The organism is Ruegeria marina (genome assembly GCF_900101475.1).
Lineage (GTDB): Bacteria > Pseudomonadota > Alphaproteobacteria > Rhodobacterales > Rhodobacteraceae > Ruegeria_B > Ruegeria_B marina.
On the sequence record NZ_FMZV01000005.1, the window covers coordinates 92044 to 107687 of the forward strand.

A 15644-nucleotide genomic window follows, 5' to 3' on the forward strand; every position below is an offset into this window, starting at 1 on the left:
CCCTCATCCATGCGTCAGGCCGGGCCTTCCCCCGGCCTGGAGGCCCAATCCGACACCGTTCCCGCCCCTGCCGAAAGGGCACGGTCCAGCGCCTGGGCCGCTATCGCAAAATCGCCGATCGCCATGCCGCGAAACACGAAACCCGCCCGGTTCGCCGGGGCGCGGGCCGGTGCGGTGCCAGTCACCAGCGCCGCCAGGTCCCCGGCCACCAGCGCTGGATCGACCATCGGGCGCGGGTTGTCGACCTCTTGCGCCTGATCGTCGATGTAAAGCGGCGCCAGCGCCGCCATCCCTTCGGCCCGCCAGGGTACGCCCGCATCGGTGATCGCGGCAAAGGCGCCGGGTTTCAGCCAGCGGGCATCGAGGAACGGCTCCATCCCGTAGGCGAGCGTCACCGAAGAGACCACGATATCGGCCGCCGCCAGCGCCGCCTGCGGTGCGCTGGCGATCTCGACCTCCAGCCCTCGCGCCCGGGCCAGCGCGGCCAGCCGCTCCAGGTTTCCCGCGCCGCGCCCCAGCAGCACCGCCCGCCGCAGCGGGAAGAGGTCGCAGAATGCCGCCAGGTGGCTGCGCGCCTGCGCCCCGGTGCCTACGAAGGCTATCGTTTCGGCCGCCGGATCGGCCAGCCGCCGCGCTGCCAGCGCGCTGAGCCCCGCCGTGCGCACGCCCGTCAGCCACCCCGCCTGCATCAGCGCCCGCATCTGTCCCGTTTCGCTGTCCTGCACCAGCACCACGCCCTCGACCCCGGGCAGGCCGCGGGCCGGGTTGCGCGGGCTCACCATCACCGACTTGACCACCGTCAGGTCCGGCGCATCGCCCGTGGCCAGCGTCGTCATCACGTAGCGCCCGTCTCCCGGCAGCACCGCCGATTTCGGCGCCACCTTCACCGTGCCCCGGACCTGCGCCGCGATTGCGTTTTCCAGCGCCGACAGCACCTCGGCCGTCGTTATCCCCAGGCCGGCCAGTTCGGAATCCGACAGGATCAGGAAGCCGCTCATCTCGGCCCCTCCAGCAAGTCCGCCACCCAGTCCGGAACGATCTGGCTGGCCGGGCCGAACCGGGTCTCGTCGAAGCTCGACACGACGGCCGAGGGCTCCAGGTTCAGCTCCACAGTCCGCGCGCCCGCCGCGGTCGCCTCGTTCACGAAGGCTGCCGCCGGATAGACCTGCCCCGAGGTGCCGATCGCGGCAAACACGGAACAGCCCGCCAGGTGGTCATATATGGCATCCATGAAATAGGCCATCTCGCCGAACCACACCACATCGGGCCGGGCGGTGGGGCGGGTGCAGGCGGGGCAGGGGGTGGCAGTGTCCATCTCTTCGGGTGCGGTCCAGCGGTGGCCACAGGCGGCGCAAAGCGCCCCCGCAAGGGTGCCATGCATGTGGATCACGTCTTGCGCGCCGCCCGCCTCGTGCAGGCGGTCCACGTTCTGGGTCACGATCACCACCTCGCCTGGCCAGTCCCGTTGCAGGCGCGCCAGCACCTGATGCGCTGCATTGGGTCGGGCGGCGGCGGCCTTCACCCGGCGCGCATTGTAGAACTCGTGCACCAGCACCGGGTTGCGGGCAAAACCCTCGGGCGTCGCAACGTCGTCGATCGCGTATTTCGCCCACAGCCCGTCCTTGTCCCGGAACGTGCCCAGCCCGCTTTCAGCCGATATACCCGCGCCGGTCAGTATGACGATCTTTTCCATCCCAGGACCCTCGCGTAATGATCGGGGCAAAACGGAGCCCCGCATGACCCACCGTATCCTCTTCGTCTGCCTTGGCAACATCCGCCGGTCACCCGCGGCCGAAGGCGTTTTTCGCGTGCTGATGCCCGACGCGCAGACCGACAGCGCTGGAACCGGCGACTGGCATGTGGGCGAGCCGCCCTACGGTCCGATGCAGGTGGCGGCGCAGGCGCGCGGCATCGACCTGTCGGACCTGCGGGCGCGCCAGTTCACCGCGGCCGATTTCACCCGTTTCGACCTGATCCTGGGCATGGACATGCAGAACATTGCGGATATCGAGGCGCTGCGTCCCGCCGGCAACGCGACTCCGGTCAGGCTCTTCACCGAGTTCGCGCCCGAAACCGGGGCAACCCATGTGCCCGATCCCTACTACACCCGCGATTTCGACGGCGCGCTCGACCTGATCCGGGCCGCGGCGGCCGGGTTGCGGAAACATCTGGGCCACTGACCAGGATCGACCCAAGCGCAGTCTGTCAATCCCAACTCCCCTGACGGCCTGCCACCAGTTTGTAAACTGGCCCCGGATCGGCGGCACAAAAGGCGGGGGTCCGGGGAAACCGGCCGGGATTTAAGCAATTCCAAAACTGGCCGTTCTTGTTGTGCAAACTTGCAAGCCGCCTCTTGCCGGGTCCGCGCGCCTTGCGCTCAATGCGGGGGGTCAGCATCCCGGCAGGCTTCAGATGACCTCAAACCAAAGTTTTTCGGATATGGATGCCCGGGACCATGCGTGCCCGTCAGTCCTCGATCACCCTGAGCTGGCCGCCAAGCCATGGAAGCCGGGCGACTGCGGGGTCGATCATCTGGCTCTGCACCAGCCGGCGCATGGTCTGCGCCACGTCGCGTGGCACCCGGTCGGCCCAGTCGGATCCGGCAAAGAGCGAAATGGTGCGCGCAAACGCGGCAAAGGGCAGGGGAAAGGCGTCGATCTCTTCATGGAACCGGGCCGCGCGCATGTATCCCAGCGGCGTCGTCACCGCCCAGCCCACGCGCCGGGCCACCATCGCGATCAGCGCCAGGTGCGAACCGATTTCGAACCGTTCCTCGAACTCCAGCTTGTGGCGGGCCAGCTGGGTTTCGATCTGGCGGCTGATCAGTTGCTCTCGGGCATAGCGCAGCAGGGGCATGGTACGCAGCGCCGCCATCACGTCGCCGCCCTCGGGCACCACCCCGCGCGGCGCCACGATCATGAACGGGTCGCGCACCAGCGGATATTCGACCACGCCTTCGTGCATCTCGCCCGCGGTTGCGGCGACAGCAATATGCAGACGCCGTGCCTTCATCGCCTCGGTGATCTCGTGGCTGGGCGCAGTAATCAGCTTGAACCGGCACTTGGTCAGGCTGTCGGCCAGAAGTACCGCCAGCCGCGGCGTCAGGTCATTGTCGAAATCGTCGATCAGCCCCATGCTGAGCGTGCTCAGATGGGTCAGGTCCATCACCGTCAGTTCGCTCTGCGCCAGCCGGAGCTCGCTCAGAACCGTCTCTGCCCGCGGCAGAAACGCGCGCCCCGCCGGTGTCAGCACCATGGGGCGGCGGCCGTGGTCCACCAGATCGCTGCCCAGTGCCTGTTCCAGATTCTTCAGCTGCTGGCTCACCGCCGGCTGGCTCAACCCGGTCAGTTCCGAGGCCTGCGCCACCGACCCGGAGCGCGCCAGCGCCTCGAACACTTCCAGACCGCGCAGGGTCACGCCTTTCATCAGCATTTCGGTCGCTCCCGGCAGTTTTGCTTTTTCTTAATATAAGTTGACCAAACGTCAAGTAATGATCGTGAGGCTCTCGAATGAGTATTACCGTTTTGAAATCCGCACCCGGGCTTGAAGTCTCGGCGCAGGGGGATGCGTCCGACGTCGTGCAGGTGATGCTCGCCCGTCTGAAACTGGAAGGCGAGGTTGCCGCCCGTGACTATGCCGCGCGTCTTGATGGCTGGACCGGCGATATCGTGGTCACATCCGAGCAGATCGCCGGCGCCTGCGACCAGGTGCCCGAAGACCTCAAGTCCCAGATCCGTTACGCCCATGACAACATCCGCCGTTTCGCCGAGGCGCAGCGCGCCTCGGCGCTGGATTTCCAGACTGAGCTGCGCCCGGGCCTGATCGCCGGGCAGAAACAGATCCCGCTGGCGGCGGCAGGGGCCTATGTGCCGGGCGGGCGCTATGCCCATATCGCCTCGGCGTTGATGACGATCACCACCGCCCGCGCCGCGGGCGTGCCGCGTATCACCGCCGTCTCGCCGCCGCAGCCGGGGCGTGGCATCCATCCGGCGATCCTCTATGCCATGTCGCTGGCCGGCGCCGACCGCATCCTGGCGCTGGGCGGGGTGCAGGGGGTGGCGGCGCTGGCCTTTGGCCTCTTCGGTGCCCCGCCCGCCGATATCCTCGTCGGGCCCGGCAACCAGTTCGTGGCCGAGGCCAAGCGCCAGCTGTTCGGCCCGGTCGGTATCGACATGTTCGCCGGGCCCACCGACAGCCTGGTCATCGCCGACGCCACCGCCGACCCGTTGACCGTTGCCTGGGATCTGGTCGGCCAGGCCGAGCATGGCTACAACTCACCCGTCTGGCTGGTCACCGACGACAGGACCCTGGCCGAGACGGTGCTGGCCCATATTCCCGCCTGCATCGCCGAACTGCCCGAACCCAACCGCTCCAGCGCCCAGGCCGCCTGGGATGCCTTGGGCGAGGTGATCCTGTGCGTTAATCGCGAGGAGATGGCCGCTACCGCCGACCGCTACGCGCCCGAGCACCTGCATGTGCAGGCCGCCGATCTCGACTGGTGGCGGCGCCGCCTTTCGGCCTATGGCTCGCTGTTCCTGGGCGAGTTGACCACCGTGGCCTTCGGCGACAAGGCCAGCGGGCCCAACCACGTGCTGCCCACCTCGGGCGCGGCACGCTATACTGGCGGGCTAAGCGTACACAAGTTCCTGAAAACCGTGACCTGGCAGCAGGTCGAGCCGCGGGCGCTGCCCGAACTCGCCCGCGCCACCGCTGTCATCTCGCGCGCCGAGGGGATGGAAGGCCACGCCCGCACGGCGGATATCCGTCTGGAAAAGTTGCGCCCCGTGCTGCGACAGGTCGGCAATGGCTGAGCAAACAAAAGGCGGGCTTCAAGCCAGCCGTCCGCCGTCTTCGATTACTGGCAGATCGCCTGCGCCAGCTCTCCGAACGCCTTGTAGCGCTTCCACAGTGCCTCGTCGCTGCGCTTGTCCGACATCCGCACTTCCTGCGCCTGGTGCGGGTCCCGGAACCACTTGGCGACCTTGCGCCGGTCGGACCGGGTCAGCGACTTGTTGGCGGCCTGCTGGATGCAACTGCACCGCTGCGGGGTCGCCTCGGACCGGCCGCTCTGGCGGCAGGCATCATGAATGCCTCCGGTCGCCGCAAAAACCTGTGCCGGCGCCGTCACGCTCATCAGGGCGGCACAGACCGCCCCCGTCAAAAACCGTTTCACGTTTTGGCCTCTTGCTCTGCTGCGGGGTCTGCCGCCCCGTCTCTCGGGCCACACTATGACAAAAGAGCGCGCGCGGATCAATCGGGTGCGACAATCGGAATGTATGGCTGGTGGATGAATGATGCGCGCCTGCGTCACCTGTCCTCTGGTGGGGGAGCGCCTTCAGGCATGCCGCGAGGATGTTTGTGGGCAGCCTTCCCGTCCCGTCGCCGAGGAAGCCCTTGCCAGCATCCGCCGATTGGCTCGTCTCAGGATCAATTCCGGCAACTGAAGGCTCTTGATCCACCTTGACCAAACCAAGATTCCTCATCATATGCCCAATCCATGACAAACCTCGCTCATATCCGCAATTTCTCCATCGTCGCCCATATCGACCATGGCAAATCCACCCTTGCCGACCGGCTCATCCAGGAGACCGGGACGGTGCAGGATCGTGACATGAAGGAGCAGTTGCTCGACAGCATGGATATCGAGCGCGAGCGCGGCATCACCATCAAGGCCAACACGGTCCGCATCGACTATACCGCCGACAATGGCGAGCAGTATGTGCTGAACCTGATCGACACGCCCGGCCATGTCGACTTTGCCTATGAGGTCAGCCGCTCGATGCGCGCGGTCGAGGGGTCGCTTCTGGTGGTGGACAGCACGCAAGGGGTCGAAGCGCAGACTCTCGCCAACGTCTACCAGGCCATCGACGCCAACCACGAGATCGTGCCGATCCTCAACAAGATCGACCTGCCCGCCAGCGACTGCGACCGGGTGGCCGAACAGATCGAGGATGTGATCGGCATCGACGCATCCGGCGCGATCCGCGTCAGCGCCAAGACCGGCGTCGGCATCCACGAAACGCTCGAAGCCATCGTGCACCACCTGCCCGCGCCCAAGGGCACCCGCGACGCGCCCTTGAAGGCGATGCTGGTGGACAGCTGGTACGACAGCTATCTCGGCGTCATCGTGCTGGTCCGCATCATGGACGGCGTCCTGAAAAAGGGCATGCGGGTCAAGTTCATGTCCAACGGCACCCTGCACCATGTCGACCGCATCGGCGTCTTCCGCCCCGCCATGCAGATGGTGGACGAGCTCGGCCCGGGCGAGATCGGCTTCCTCACCGCCTCGATCAAACAGGTCCGCGACACCCGCGTCGGCGACACCATCACCAATGACCGCAACGGCGCCGACAAGGCGCTGCCCGGCTTCAAACCCGCCCAGCCGGTGGTGTTCTGCGGCCTCTTCCCGGTCGATAGCGCCGAGTTCGAAGACCTCCGCGACGCCATCGAGAAACTGGCCCTCAACGACGCCTCCTTCTCCTATGAAATGGAAACCTCCGCCGCCCTCGGCTTCGGCTTCCGCTGCGGCTTCCTGGGCCTCCTGCATCTCGAGGTCATCCGCGACCGCCTCGAACGCGAATACGATATCGAGCTGATCACCACCGCCCCCTCGGTGGTCTACCGCGTCTTCATGCGCGACGGCGAGATGCGCGAGCTGCACAACCCCGCCGACATGCCCGACCTGTCGAAGGTCGACCATATCGAGGAACCGCGCATCAAGGCGACCATCCTCGTGCCCGACGAATACCTCGGCGACGTGCTGAAACTCTGCCAGGACCGCCGCGGCATCCAGACCGACCTCTCCTATGCCGGCTCCCGCGCCATGGTCGTCTATGACCTGCCGCTGAACGAGGTGGTGTTCGACTTCTACGACCGGCTCAAATCGGTGACCAAGGGCTATGCCAGCTTCGACTACCAGCTCACCGGCTACCGCGAGGACAGCCTGGTCAAGATGTCGATCCTGGTGAATGACGAGCCGGTCGATGCGCTCTCGACCATGGTCCACCGCGACCGGGCCGAGGCGCGCGGCCGCGCCATGTGCGAAAAGCTCAAGGACCTGATCCCCCGCCACATGTTCAAGATCCCGATCCAGGCGGCCATCGGCGGCAAGGTCATCGCACGCGAGACCCTCTCGGCGCTTCGCAAGGACGTGACCGCCAAGTGTTATGGTGGGGATGCGACCCGCAAACGCAAGCTGCTGGACAAGCAGAAGGCGGGCAAGAAGAAGATGCGCCAGTTCGGCAAGGTGGATATCCCGCAGGAAGCGTTTATTTCCGCCCTGAAAATGGACAGCTGAGGCTGTTCATTTTGAGTGACGGTGTGCGAAAGCGGTTGGCGCAGCCAACTGCGTGCCCACACCGTGGAGTTTGGCTTTGTTTTCAGGGCGCGTAGGCGTGCGGCACCCGGTAGAGGCCTCGCCCCCATAGGGTGGGCAGTCCTGCCCACCATGGTTGATGCGCCCGTGCGGTGGGCAAACTGCCCACCCTACGCTTGCTCATTTGGGTTTTTAACTATCGGCAATATGGCGTGGTGTACGCTAATTGGTAGATCTTTTCGGATAAGGCCAATCATTCCCAAGACTATCAGGTAAATTCGGTCAGCGTCCTTGAGAGCTTCATCGACCAGTTCTCGTGTCACGGCACTAGTTTGGCGCCTAAACTTAGGGTTACTCCTCGAGCCAATGTTGGTCACATAGTCCACTCGTAAGAATCCTTGTGACGTTCCAAAGAAAGCACCGTGTGCGGCCATGTGCCGATTTTGGACAAACCTCTCGATCCAATCAGATAAGGCGTACAAGTCTTCAGAAAACCCGAATTCTTTCGCCAACTCGCTAGATTTCTTGAGTTCTTTGTTGAGCTCTTTCGTGGTGAGTTTTCTCACCTGGCAGTATGCATCAAACCAATTTTCATTTTCCAGCCTTAATCCTCCGAGGAAAACAACCAGAGCGCTTGTTAACAACTCGATATGCGCGCAGGTTTGCAGATAAAGTCCCAATAAATAAGTGAATTCTTTTGGCAGCAAGCCTTCTATGGCTGTACCCCGGTCAGGGAATAATTCGTCCATCAATCGCCTCTATCTACCAGATTTTTCTAACTGATTTTTTGCAAAAAGATCAGTAAAAGCAGGCTGTTGTATAATCCCGAGTTAGAATTTCTGTTTGCAATCCAACAATACCGCCCGGCCACAGGCCGGGCCGCGCCGACCCGCCCCCATGGGGCGGCGCGATTGCGCCACCCCTCGGGTCGGCGCGGCCCTCCGTGCTTTGATCCGCCGTCGCATTTGCGACTGCGCCCCGGGGCTCCGCCCGTTCGGCCCTGAAACGGTCCACTGGACCGTTTCCAGGACGGGCCTCACCCCCCCCTCACCAAAACCACCCCTTCCTAACTTCCCCCGCAACCTCGCCGCCTTCCACCCCCTCGACCCCGCCCGCCTTCAGGATCCGGCGTTCCTGGGCGCGGGTCATCTGGATCTTGCGGACCTGGATCGCCGCCTCGCGCGCGGTGACATAATTCCCGTCCGGCCCCGGTTCCATCCCCGGCACCGTCGGGCGGCGGTGCCACCAGCCGCGCATCCCCGCCAGCACGTGCCGCCAGCCGGTGCGCGCGTCGTCGCCCAGGTCCCAGATGCGTTCCACCTCGGGCATCGACACCAGCGCTGCCACCGGGCGGCCGTGGCGGGTCAGCACGATCACCGCGCGCGGGTCCTGCGCCCGGGTGACGAGTTGGCCCAGTTGCGAGCGGGCCTCGGAAACGGGGATGTACATGGCGAATCTCCTCTGTACAAAACGGTCAATCAGGGGTCTGAGGCTGGGACAATTCGGTTAAAACGGCCCGATTCCAGCGTACGATCCGCTTTGCGGGCGCAGAAACCGGGGCTTGGCTCCGCGTTAACCCCTGTCCCCCTGCAACCCTGCCGCGCGGCTGGATTTGTCGGCCTTGTCCACAGGTGCCGCCACCGCTTATCCCCATGTTATCCCCGGCGAATTTTCATGCTGCGGTGCTATTTTCTTGCCTCGCAGCGGGGTGGGGTGCCAGATTTGTCTTACCGCAACGGAGCCTCGGTTTCCGAAGCGGGACGCAGGGGCCAGGGGGCCGGGCGGCGCAGCGGGGACCTTAGGGGAAACGCAGCAAAGTCAGGAGCTTACCGGGAGGTGGCGCGTCGCACAGGGTCTTCGGAGCCGGGCGAGGGGCCATCTCTGACACGGGTCTTGCGGGCGGGTTGACGTTTGCGGACGTTAATCGGCAAACCGGACGGGGGTTCGCCCTCGCTCGGCAAGGCGTCAGGGCGTGTCCTTGGGGATGCATGCAAAGACCGCGTCTGAGCACCTGACGCCTTTTTCTATTCTGGCAGTTGTTTCAAGGGCTTACCTTGGTCTGAAGCAGAAACGGGGATCGGCCTTGCTTGGCTGATCCCCGTTGTCCGTGTCCTTGGATGCAATGCCGCGTCTGTTGCACCTGTGGTTAACCTCTACCCGATGCGCCTATGGGATGCAACAATATATCGGTGTCGGCTGCTCCACTCGCCCCAGATATGGCATTCGCGATTGGGTCAGAACTGCTTCTGCAAATCCGTCGCGGCGTTCTCGATCGCATTCCCCGCCTTGCGAATATCCCGTCCCGCCCCCTTCGCCGTTTCACAAGCGGCGAGCGTCAACAGCATCACACCGATCACAACGATGCGGATCATTCCGGCCTCCATCTGGTTTCAGGGCTTCTCTATCAGTCGCGCCCGGGCTGGACCAGAGGCCCTAGCGGTGCCGGGCGACACTTCGCGCAAGGGTCGTGAGCACAAAGATCACCGAGGCGGCGCAAACGATGCTCGGCCCGGCGGGGGTATCGAACCAGTATGCGGCGTAAAGGCCGCCGAGAGCGGCGGCGGCGCCGATTGCGCCTGCGCCCAAGGCCATCGCCTCGGGGGTTCGGGCCAGAGGCCGGGCCGCTGCGGCCGGGATCACCAGCATCGCCGCGATCAGCAATACGCCGACGACCTTGATGGCGACCGCCACGACAAGGGCCAGCGCAAGTGTCAGCCAGAGTTCCGCCTTTGCGGGATCGACGCCCGCAGCCCGCGCAAGGTCGGGGTTCAGGGTCGAGACCAGCAGGTCGGACCAGTGCCATGCGACAAGCCCGATGACCAGAATGCCGCCGCCCCAGATCACCGCCAGATCGCCGGGCGTGACCGCCAGGATGTCGCCGAACAGGAAGGCCATGAGGTCAAGCCGGGCGTTCGTGTTCAACGATACGGCGACCATGCCTGCCGCCAGCGCGGTATGTGCCATGACGCCCAGCAAAGTGTCCATCGCGTATCCGTGGCCGCGCAACAGCACGACAGTCAGAGCCATCGCCAGAGAGGCGAGGATGACCGCCGGCAGGACCGGTGCCGAAAGGGCAAGCGCCAGCGCCACACCCAGAACCGCGGCGTGGGCGGTGGCCTCACCAAAATAGGCCATGCGCCGCCAGACCACGAAACACCCGAGCGGCGCAGAGGCCGCCGCGATCCCCATTCCGGCCAGGGTCGCGCGGACCATGAAATCGTTCAGCATCAGGATACTCCGGGCTGGTGATCATGTGCGCAATCGGCGTCATGGCTGTGACTGTGCTGATGCCGATAGAGGGCCAGAGTGCCCTTGGTGCCGGTCCCGAACAGCGCGCGGTACTCCGGGGCATCGGCCACGACCTCGGGCGTGCCCTCGCAACAGATATGCCCGTTGATGCACAGCACGCGGTCGGACGCCGCCATGACCACATGCAGGTCGTGGCTGACCATGATGATCGCGCAGCCAAGCTCGCGGCGCACTTCTTCGATCCGCTGGTAAAAGGCGGCGGCCCCGGGTTGATCAAGACCCTGGGTCGCCTCGTCGAGCAACAACAGCTGCGGGCGTTCCAGAATGGCGCGCGCCAGCAAGACCCGCTGGAACTGCCCCCCCGAGAGGTCCGCCATCTGCGCCTTGCCCAGCTCCGGCACGCCGGCGCGCGCCAGTGCCTCGCCCGCAACGCTGTCCGTGACGCGACGCGGCAGGCTCAGAAACCGTCTGACGGTGATCGGCAGCGCTGCATCGATCGACAGCTTCTGGGGGACATATCCGATCCTCAGGCCGGGCAAACGTTGCATTCGACCGGCGCTCAGCGGCACCGCCCCGATCAAGGCGCGAAGAAACGTGGATTTTCCCGATCCGTTGGGGCCTACGATGGTGACGATTTCGTTGGCCGCAACGGCCATCGATACGTCTTGCAGCACGGTGCGCCCACCGACGCGCACACCCAACCCCTGGGTTTCGATCACGGGTGTACCGGCATCGGCGGTCATGCGGCGAATTCCTGGCAGGCAGGGCACAGCCCCTCGGCTTCGACCACGATCCGTTCTATCGCGAACCCGGTCGTGGCGGCGGCCTTGCCCAAACGGCCCTGTTCCAGTTCCGTCTCTGCTTCCGCCACTGCCTTGCAGTTGCGGCAGATCAGGAAGGCCGGGACATGGTCCTGCTCGGGATGGGCGCAGGCGGTATAGGCATTCAACCGTTCGATACGATGCGCAAAGCCATTCTGTACCAGAAAATCGAGCGCCCGATACGCGACCGGCGGCTGTGATCCCAGACCGTCGGCGGCCAGTATGTCGAGGATCTCATAAGCGCCCATGGCGCGGTGCTGCTGCACGAGAATCTCGAGTACCCGGCGACGAACGGGGGTGAGTTGCAGTTTCTGATCGGCGCAGCGCGCTTCGGCCTCGGCCAGCGCCGTGGCGATGCAGCGGCTGTGATCATGCTGTTCGAAACCGATGGCTGTCATACGGGTGTTCCCCTGATGGAGTGCAGGGGTTGATATGTTATAACATCTCGGATATCAACCCTGGTCATCTGTTATAGAATAACATGTCACTGATAGGACCAACATGCTCCGTTCCTGCCTCGTTTCGCTGTTTCTCACTGCTGCCGTGCCCGTGGTTGCCGATGTCCCGCGCGTTGTTGTCGACATAGCCCCGGTTCATTCGCTGGTCGCGCAAGTCATGATCGGGGTAGGAGAGCCGGAACTGATCGTGCATCCGGGAGCCTCACCCCATAGCTATGCGATGCGCCCGTCCGAGGCGCGCGCGATGGAACAAGCCGATCTTGTGGTCTGGATGGGACCGCAGCTTACACCGTGGTTCGAGAAGCCACTGGAGGCGCTTGGGGCGAGTGCACGTCATGTCACTCTGCTCGACCTGGCTGCGACAGAGACCCTTCCGCTTCGGGTGCTTGACCACGACGATGGGGAGCAAGAGGACGAGCACCATGGCCATGACCATGGTCATGGCCACGAGGGTGTGGACCCGCACGCCTGGCTCGACCCTCGCAACGGGCAAGCATGGCTGGCGACGCTGGCCGAGGAACTGGCGGCCATCGACCCGGAGAATGCCGGGACATACCGGGCGAACGCCGTCGCCGCCGTGGAGAGGCTCGAAGTGTCGATCGCCGAAATCACATCGGCGGTTCAACCAATGGACGGGCGGAGTTTCATCGCCTTCCACGATGCCTACCAGTATTTCGAGCGGCGTTTCTCGCTCACGCTCGCGGGCACCGTGTCGCTGAGCGACGCACGCAGCCCGAGCCCTGCAAGGCTGGCGCGTCTGCGCGAGGAGATCGGGCAAAAGGACATTGCCTGCGCGTTTTCCGAGCCTCAGTTCAACACCGGTGTGTTGCAGACCGTCATCGAAGGAACGGACACGCGCATTCTGGTCCTGGACCCGATCGGCGCGCATCTGACCCCAGGTCCGGACCTCTACGCGCAACTGCTGCGCGACATGGGGGCGGGTTTTGTGGAATGCGCGGGCAACTGACGGGCGGTCATTCCGCCGGGCTGAACCCCTCGATCAATTGACGCAAGCCCAGAGCGGCCCCGGCAAAGATCGCCACAAAAGTTACTGGTGCACTGAAGGATAGCAGACTGAAGGCCGTCAGACCCTGTCCCACGGTGCACCCCATGGCGATGACGGCACCGGTTCCCATGATCGCGGCCCCGATGATCTGGCGGCGCAATTCGCGCGGATCCTCGCAGGCTTCCCACCGGAAATGGCCGCGGATCATCGACCCGATGAATGCACCCAGCCAGACCCCGGCCACCGATCCCACGGCAAAGGACAGCGGCCGGACCGACCCGGTCATGGCGAACAGGATGGTCTCGCCGACGGGGGCGGAGAAACTGTGCGACACCACCGGTTCGGCATTGAACCCGTGGTTGGCGACCCATTGCGTTCCGGCCCAGCCCGAGACGATCGCGAAGGCTACCACCAGGGACCAGAAAATGGACTTTGGTTCCTGCCGCAGAGAGGACGAAGACAGCGCGCCGACACAGAGCAGAAGCCCGAGCGCCGCTCCGATGCTCCAGAGAGGCAACCCGGTCGCCGCCTGCGCGTAATGGGCAATTCCAGGGGGAATCTGCCCCGCCACCTCGATCTGAGGAAACAAGGCATTTCGAATCGGAGCAAGGGGACCCGAAAGCGTGACATAGGTAAACACGCCCATGACCAGCACGATGACGAAGGCTCTCAGGTCGCCGCCACCCAGACGCGCGATAGCGCCATAGCCGCAGTTGCCGGAGAGGGCCATGCCGTACCCGAACATCAGCCCGCCGACCACCGAGGCAAGCGGCATCCAGCGGATCGAGAGATAGTAGCTTTCAGACGGGTCAAGCAGTCCTAGACCGGTCAGGGCAAAACTGCCCAACGTGGCCGCCCCTATGGCCAGCAGCCACATCCGCATCCTGACACCGGAACCGCCGTAGAGCAGGTCCTCGATCGCACCCAGGGTGCAAAAGCGGCCCAGACGGGCAGCCAGCCCGAGGGCGATGCCTCCGACCAATCCCACCAGCGCAACAGCCTGGCTGTCGCTCATCCATGCAAGCATGTGTTCCTCCCGCTGTCGCGCCCGGTCAGCCTGTTGCAGCGGTCTGTCCGGTCGGTCAGTCGGCGTTGCAGAAAAGCTCGTATACCACTTCCAGTATGCGACGCGGGCGGTCGTCTGCCAAACGATAATAGATGGCCTTGCCGTCGCGACGAGGAACCACCAGGCCTTCGAGCCTCAGTCGCGACAGCTGTTGCGACACCGCTGCCTGCCGGGCGGACAGAAGGTCTTCGAGTTCGGTCACGGATTTCTCGCCGGAAACCAGATGGCAGAGGATCATCAACCTGCCTTCATGGCTGATCGCCTTGAGGAAGTTGGACGCAAGAGTGGCGTTGTCCACCATCTTGTCGAGTTCTTCTTCGGCCATATCGGTCGAAAATTTCGGAAGTGCCATCTTTTTTGTCCTCGTTCCCGGTAGGAGAGATCCGGGGGTCTGCAACCGTTACGCCCTTTACCAGCGCTTTCGCGCGCATTTAATTCTATTTGTCGATCTGTTCCACCGGCTTCGGCGAATTTGATCTCATGTGGTTCCGGTTTGCCTCAACTGCTGCCCGGCACGGGTGGCTGGAAGCTTGTTTGTTCGATCAGCAGTTTTTCAAGCACCGGCCAGAAGAAATGCTCTCCGGGGTAGCCTTCGATGCGGCCGATTTCACGCCCGTCCTCCACGACAATGAAGGTCGGTGTGAAGACGACCCGGCGGCTGAGTTCAAGATCAGCAGGTATCGCGCGCAGATCGACGCGTTTCAGCGGCGCAAAACGACCTTCGGCGGACAGCGGATAGATGTCTCCGATCTCCTTGTTCCACCGCGCGCACCATTCGCATCCCGCCTGTTCGACCATGACGAGATCCGCCGCCCAAAGCGGTGTACCTGCAATCGTCAGGCCGATCGCGGCAAGAAGATTTCGAAACTTGTACATGTGAGACCCGTTGACCTTTTTGCTTCTCACAACGTAATTTGAATGTGTGAATAATTCAAGAGTTGCGACTCTTGGCTGCTCTCACAGGGAGGTGAGATGCTGGAGATTTCGTTCCTCGGGGCTCTGATTGCCGGATTGCTGAGCTTTTTTACGCCCTGCATCCTGCCCATGGTGCCGTTCTACCTGTCGTACCTTGGGGGGCTGAGCATCGCCGAATTGCGTGCCGATGGTAGAATCGAGCCCGGCGCGCAACGTCGCCTGATCAACTCCGCCTTGTGTTTCGCGGCGGGTGTGACGACGGTGTTCATGGCCTTGGGAATGGGCGCCACCGCCTTGGGCCGTCTGTTTGCGACATATATGGACATGCTGGCCTGGGGCGCCGCCGGTATCCTGCTGATCTTCGGTCTGCACTTTCTCGGGGTCATCCGCGTTCCCTTGCTCTATCGTGAAGCACGTCTTGAAAGCAGCGCTTCCGCCTCGACGGTTTTCGGGGCCTATGCAATGGGCCTGGCCTTCGGTTTCGGCTGGACACCCTGTGTAGGGCCGGCGCTGGCCTCGATCCTGATGATCGCCAGCGGAATGGGCGATGTCTGGAGGGGCGGCCTGCTGCTGCTGGTCTACGGGGTGGGGATGACGGCGCCTTTCGTCATTGCCGCGTTTTTCGCCAAACCGTTCCTGGCCTGGGTGCAGCGCCACCGGGCCGCTTTCACATGGGTCGAAAAAGGCATGGGCGCGATGCTGATCCTTTTTGCTATCCTCATTGCCACCGGCGGCGTGACCTGGATTGCCGAGGCGATGATTCGCTGGATGCCCGGGTTTTCGTCGGTCGGGTGACGACCGTGAACAAATGGAG

18 protein-coding genes are annotated in these 15644 nt (G+C 63.9%); 5 read left to right on the forward strand and 13 right to left on the reverse strand.

All coding sequences use genetic code 11. The annotated features are described in order from the left end of the window. Window positions 1-14: 14 nt before the first annotated feature. Window positions 15-998: an ornithine cyclodeaminase family protein gene (locus BLT75_RS08830; RefSeq protein WP_093029892.1), complete on the reverse strand. Its 984-nt coding sequence runs from the start codon at window positions 996-998 to the stop codon at window positions 15-17. Beyond that, window positions 995-1693: an NAD-dependent deacylase gene (locus BLT75_RS08835; RefSeq protein ID WP_093029894.1), complete on the reverse strand. Its 699-nt coding sequence runs from the start codon at window positions 1691-1693 to the stop codon at window positions 995-997. The genes BLT75_RS08830 and BLT75_RS08835 overlap by 4 nt, the downstream gene beginning before the upstream one ends. Window positions 1694-1736: 43 nt before the next feature. Here BLT75_RS08835 and BLT75_RS08840 point away from each other — a divergent pair, with 43 nt between their 5' ends. Next, complete coding sequence (locus BLT75_RS08840) at window positions 1737-2180, forward strand: low molecular weight protein-tyrosine-phosphatase (RefSeq protein ID WP_093029896.1); 444 nt, start codon at window positions 1737-1739, stop codon at window positions 2178-2180. A 286-nt stretch (window positions 2181-2466) separates the two neighbouring features. On the opposite strand, the gene BLT75_RS08845 is transcribed toward BLT75_RS08840, so the two are convergent. Beyond that, window positions 2467-3432: a LysR family transcriptional regulator gene (locus tag BLT75_RS08845; RefSeq protein WP_093029898.1), complete on the reverse strand. Its 966-nt coding sequence runs from the start codon at window positions 3430-3432 to the stop codon at window positions 2467-2469. 77 nt (window positions 3433-3509) lie between these two features. Between BLT75_RS08845 and hisD the strand changes: the two genes are divergently transcribed. Next, complete coding sequence (gene hisD / locus BLT75_RS08850; protein ID WP_093029900.1) at window positions 3510-4811, forward strand: histidinol dehydrogenase; 1302 nt, start codon at window positions 3510-3512, stop codon at window positions 4809-4811. 44 nt (window positions 4812-4855) lie between these two features. Here hisD and BLT75_RS08855 read toward each other — a convergent pair whose 3' ends face one another. Next, window positions 4856-5173 carry a hypothetical protein gene (locus BLT75_RS08855; protein WP_093029902.1) on the reverse strand — a complete coding sequence of 106 codons (318 nt, stop codon included), beginning with the start codon at window positions 5171-5173 and terminating at the stop codon, window positions 4856-4858. A 324-nt stretch (window positions 5174-5497) separates the two neighbouring features. On the opposite strand from BLT75_RS08855, the gene lepA reads away from it, so the two are divergent. After that, window positions 5498-7297 carry a translation elongation factor 4 gene (gene lepA / locus BLT75_RS08860; protein ID WP_093029904.1) on the forward strand — a complete coding sequence of 600 codons (1800 nt, stop codon included), beginning with the start codon at window positions 5498-5500 and terminating at the stop codon, window positions 7295-7297. A gap of 188 nt (window positions 7298-7485) precedes the next feature. On the opposite strand, the gene BLT75_RS08865 is transcribed toward lepA, so the two are convergent. From BLT75_RS08865 to BLT75_RS08890, 6 genes are all read right to left on the reverse strand, one after another. Beyond that, window positions 7486-8064 carry a hypothetical protein gene (locus tag BLT75_RS08865; RefSeq protein ID WP_093029906.1) on the reverse strand — a complete coding sequence of 193 codons (579 nt, stop codon included), beginning with the start codon at window positions 8062-8064 and terminating at the stop codon, window positions 7486-7488. A gap of 298 nt (window positions 8065-8362) precedes the next feature. Continuing rightward, complete coding sequence (locus tag BLT75_RS08870; protein WP_093029908.1) at window positions 8363-8764, reverse strand: type II toxin-antitoxin system Phd/YefM family antitoxin; 402 nt, start codon at window positions 8762-8764, stop codon at window positions 8363-8365. 785 nt (window positions 8765-9549) lie between these two features. Beyond that, window positions 9550-9687 (reverse strand): entericidin A/B family lipoprotein, encoded by a 138-nt coding sequence (locus BLT75_RS08875; protein WP_093030507.1) that lies wholly within the window; start codon window positions 9685-9687, stop codon window positions 9550-9552. A 61-nt stretch (window positions 9688-9748) separates the two neighbouring features. After that, window positions 9749-10543: an iron chelate uptake ABC transporter family permease subunit gene (locus tag BLT75_RS08880; RefSeq protein WP_093029909.1), complete on the reverse strand. Its 795-nt coding sequence runs from the start codon at window positions 10541-10543 to the stop codon at window positions 9749-9751. Further along, on the reverse strand, window positions 10543-11307 hold the full coding sequence (locus tag BLT75_RS08885) for an ATP-binding cassette domain-containing protein (RefSeq protein WP_093029911.1): 765 nt from the start codon (window positions 11305-11307) through the stop codon (window positions 10543-10545). Before BLT75_RS08885 ends, BLT75_RS08880 begins: the two co-directional genes overlap by 1 nt. Then, on the reverse strand, window positions 11304-11783 hold the full coding sequence (locus tag BLT75_RS08890; protein ID WP_093029913.1) for a transcriptional repressor: 480 nt from the start codon (window positions 11781-11783) through the stop codon (window positions 11304-11306). Before BLT75_RS08890 ends, BLT75_RS08885 begins: the two co-directional genes overlap by 4 nt. Before the next feature lie 103 nt (window positions 11784-11886). Here BLT75_RS08890 and BLT75_RS08895 point away from each other — a divergent pair, with 103 nt between their 5' ends. Beyond that, the gene (locus BLT75_RS08895) at window positions 11887-12810 is read left to right on the forward strand and encodes a zinc ABC transporter substrate-binding protein (RefSeq protein WP_093029915.1); all 924 of its coding nucleotides are present in this window, start codon (window positions 11887-11889) and stop codon (window positions 12808-12810) included. Between the two features lie 7 nt (window positions 12811-12817). On the opposite strand, the gene BLT75_RS08900 is transcribed toward BLT75_RS08895, so the two are convergent. The 3 genes from BLT75_RS08900 to BLT75_RS08910 form a co-directional block, all read right to left on the reverse strand. Then, entirely contained in the window at window positions 12818-13876 is a 1059-nt protein-coding gene (locus BLT75_RS08900; RefSeq protein WP_093029917.1) for a YeeE/YedE family protein, read from the reverse strand. Between the two features lie 55 nt (window positions 13877-13931). After that, window positions 13932-14267 (reverse strand): ArsR/SmtB family transcription factor, encoded by a 336-nt coding sequence (locus BLT75_RS08905; RefSeq protein WP_093029919.1) that lies wholly within the window; start codon window positions 14265-14267, stop codon window positions 13932-13934. A gap of 146 nt (window positions 14268-14413) precedes the next feature. After that, a complete protein-coding gene (locus tag BLT75_RS08910; protein ID WP_425441129.1) occupies window positions 14414-14713 on the reverse strand; it encodes a hypothetical protein in 300 nt (99 codons plus the stop codon). Window positions 14714-14887: 174 nt separating this feature from the next. Here BLT75_RS08910 and BLT75_RS08915 point away from each other — a divergent pair, with 174 nt between their 5' ends. Further along, window positions 14888-15625 carry a cytochrome c biogenesis CcdA family protein gene (locus tag BLT75_RS08915; protein WP_093029923.1) on the forward strand — a complete coding sequence of 246 codons (738 nt, stop codon included), beginning with the start codon at window positions 14888-14890 and terminating at the stop codon, window positions 15623-15625. Window positions 15626-15644 lie beyond the last annotated feature (19 nt).

Excerpts from the sequence above, each read along its gene's own strand:
- BLT75_RS08830 (WP_093029892.1), bottom strand. The coding sequence starts at position 998 with ATGAGCGGCTTCCTGATCCTGTCGGATTCCGAACTGGCCGGCCTGGGG.
- BLT75_RS08835 (WP_093029894.1), bottom strand. The coding sequence starts at position 1,693 with ATGGAAAAGATCGTCATACTGACCGGCGCGGGTATATCGGCTGAAAGC.
- BLT75_RS08840 (WP_093029896.1), top strand. The coding sequence starts at position 1,737 with ATGACCCACCGTATCCTCTTCGTCTGCCTTGGCAACATCCGCCGGTCA.
- BLT75_RS08845 (WP_093029898.1), bottom strand. The coding sequence starts at position 3,432 with ATGCTGATGAAAGGCGTGACCCTGCGCGGTCTGGAAGTGTTCGAGGCG.
- hisD (WP_093029900.1), top strand. The coding sequence starts at position 3,510 with ATGAGTATTACCGTTTTGAAATCCGCACCCGGGCTTGAAGTCTCGGCG.
- lepA (WP_093029904.1), top strand. The coding sequence starts at position 5,498 with ATGACAAACCTCGCTCATATCCGCAATTTCTCCATCGTCGCCCATATC.
- BLT75_RS08865 (WP_093029906.1), bottom strand. The coding sequence starts at position 8,064 with ATGGACGAATTATTCCCTGACCGGGGTACAGCCATAGAAGGCTTGCTG.
- BLT75_RS08870 (WP_093029908.1), bottom strand. The coding sequence starts at position 8,764 with ATGTACATCCCCGTTTCCGAGGCCCGCTCGCAACTGGGCCAACTCGTC.
- BLT75_RS08875 (WP_093030507.1), bottom strand. The coding sequence starts at position 9,687 with ATGATCCGCATCGTTGTGATCGGTGTGATGCTGTTGACGCTCGCCGCT.
- BLT75_RS08880 (WP_093029909.1), bottom strand. The coding sequence starts at position 10,543 with ATGCTGAACGATTTCATGGTCCGCGCGACCCTGGCCGGAATGGGGATC.
- BLT75_RS08885 (WP_093029911.1), bottom strand. The coding sequence starts at position 11,307 with ATGACCGCCGATGCCGGTACACCCGTGATCGAAACCCAGGGGTTGGGT.
- BLT75_RS08890 (WP_093029913.1), bottom strand. The coding sequence starts at position 11,783 with ATGACAGCCATCGGTTTCGAACAGCATGATCACAGCCGCTGCATCGCC.
- BLT75_RS08895 (WP_093029915.1), top strand. The coding sequence starts at position 11,887 with ATGCTCCGTTCCTGCCTCGTTTCGCTGTTTCTCACTGCTGCCGTGCCC.
- BLT75_RS08900 (WP_093029917.1), bottom strand. The coding sequence starts at position 13,876 with ATGCTTGCATGGATGAGCGACAGCCAGGCTGTTGCGCTGGTGGGATTG.
- BLT75_RS08905 (WP_093029919.1), bottom strand. The coding sequence starts at position 14,267 with ATGGCACTTCCGAAATTTTCGACCGATATGGCCGAAGAAGAACTCGAC.
- BLT75_RS08910 (WP_425441129.1), bottom strand. The coding sequence starts at position 14,713 with ATGGTCGAACAGGCGGGATGCGAATGGTGCGCGCGGTGGAACAAGGAG.
- BLT75_RS08915 (WP_093029923.1), top strand. The coding sequence starts at position 14,888 with ATGCTGGAGATTTCGTTCCTCGGGGCTCTGATTGCCGGATTGCTGAGC.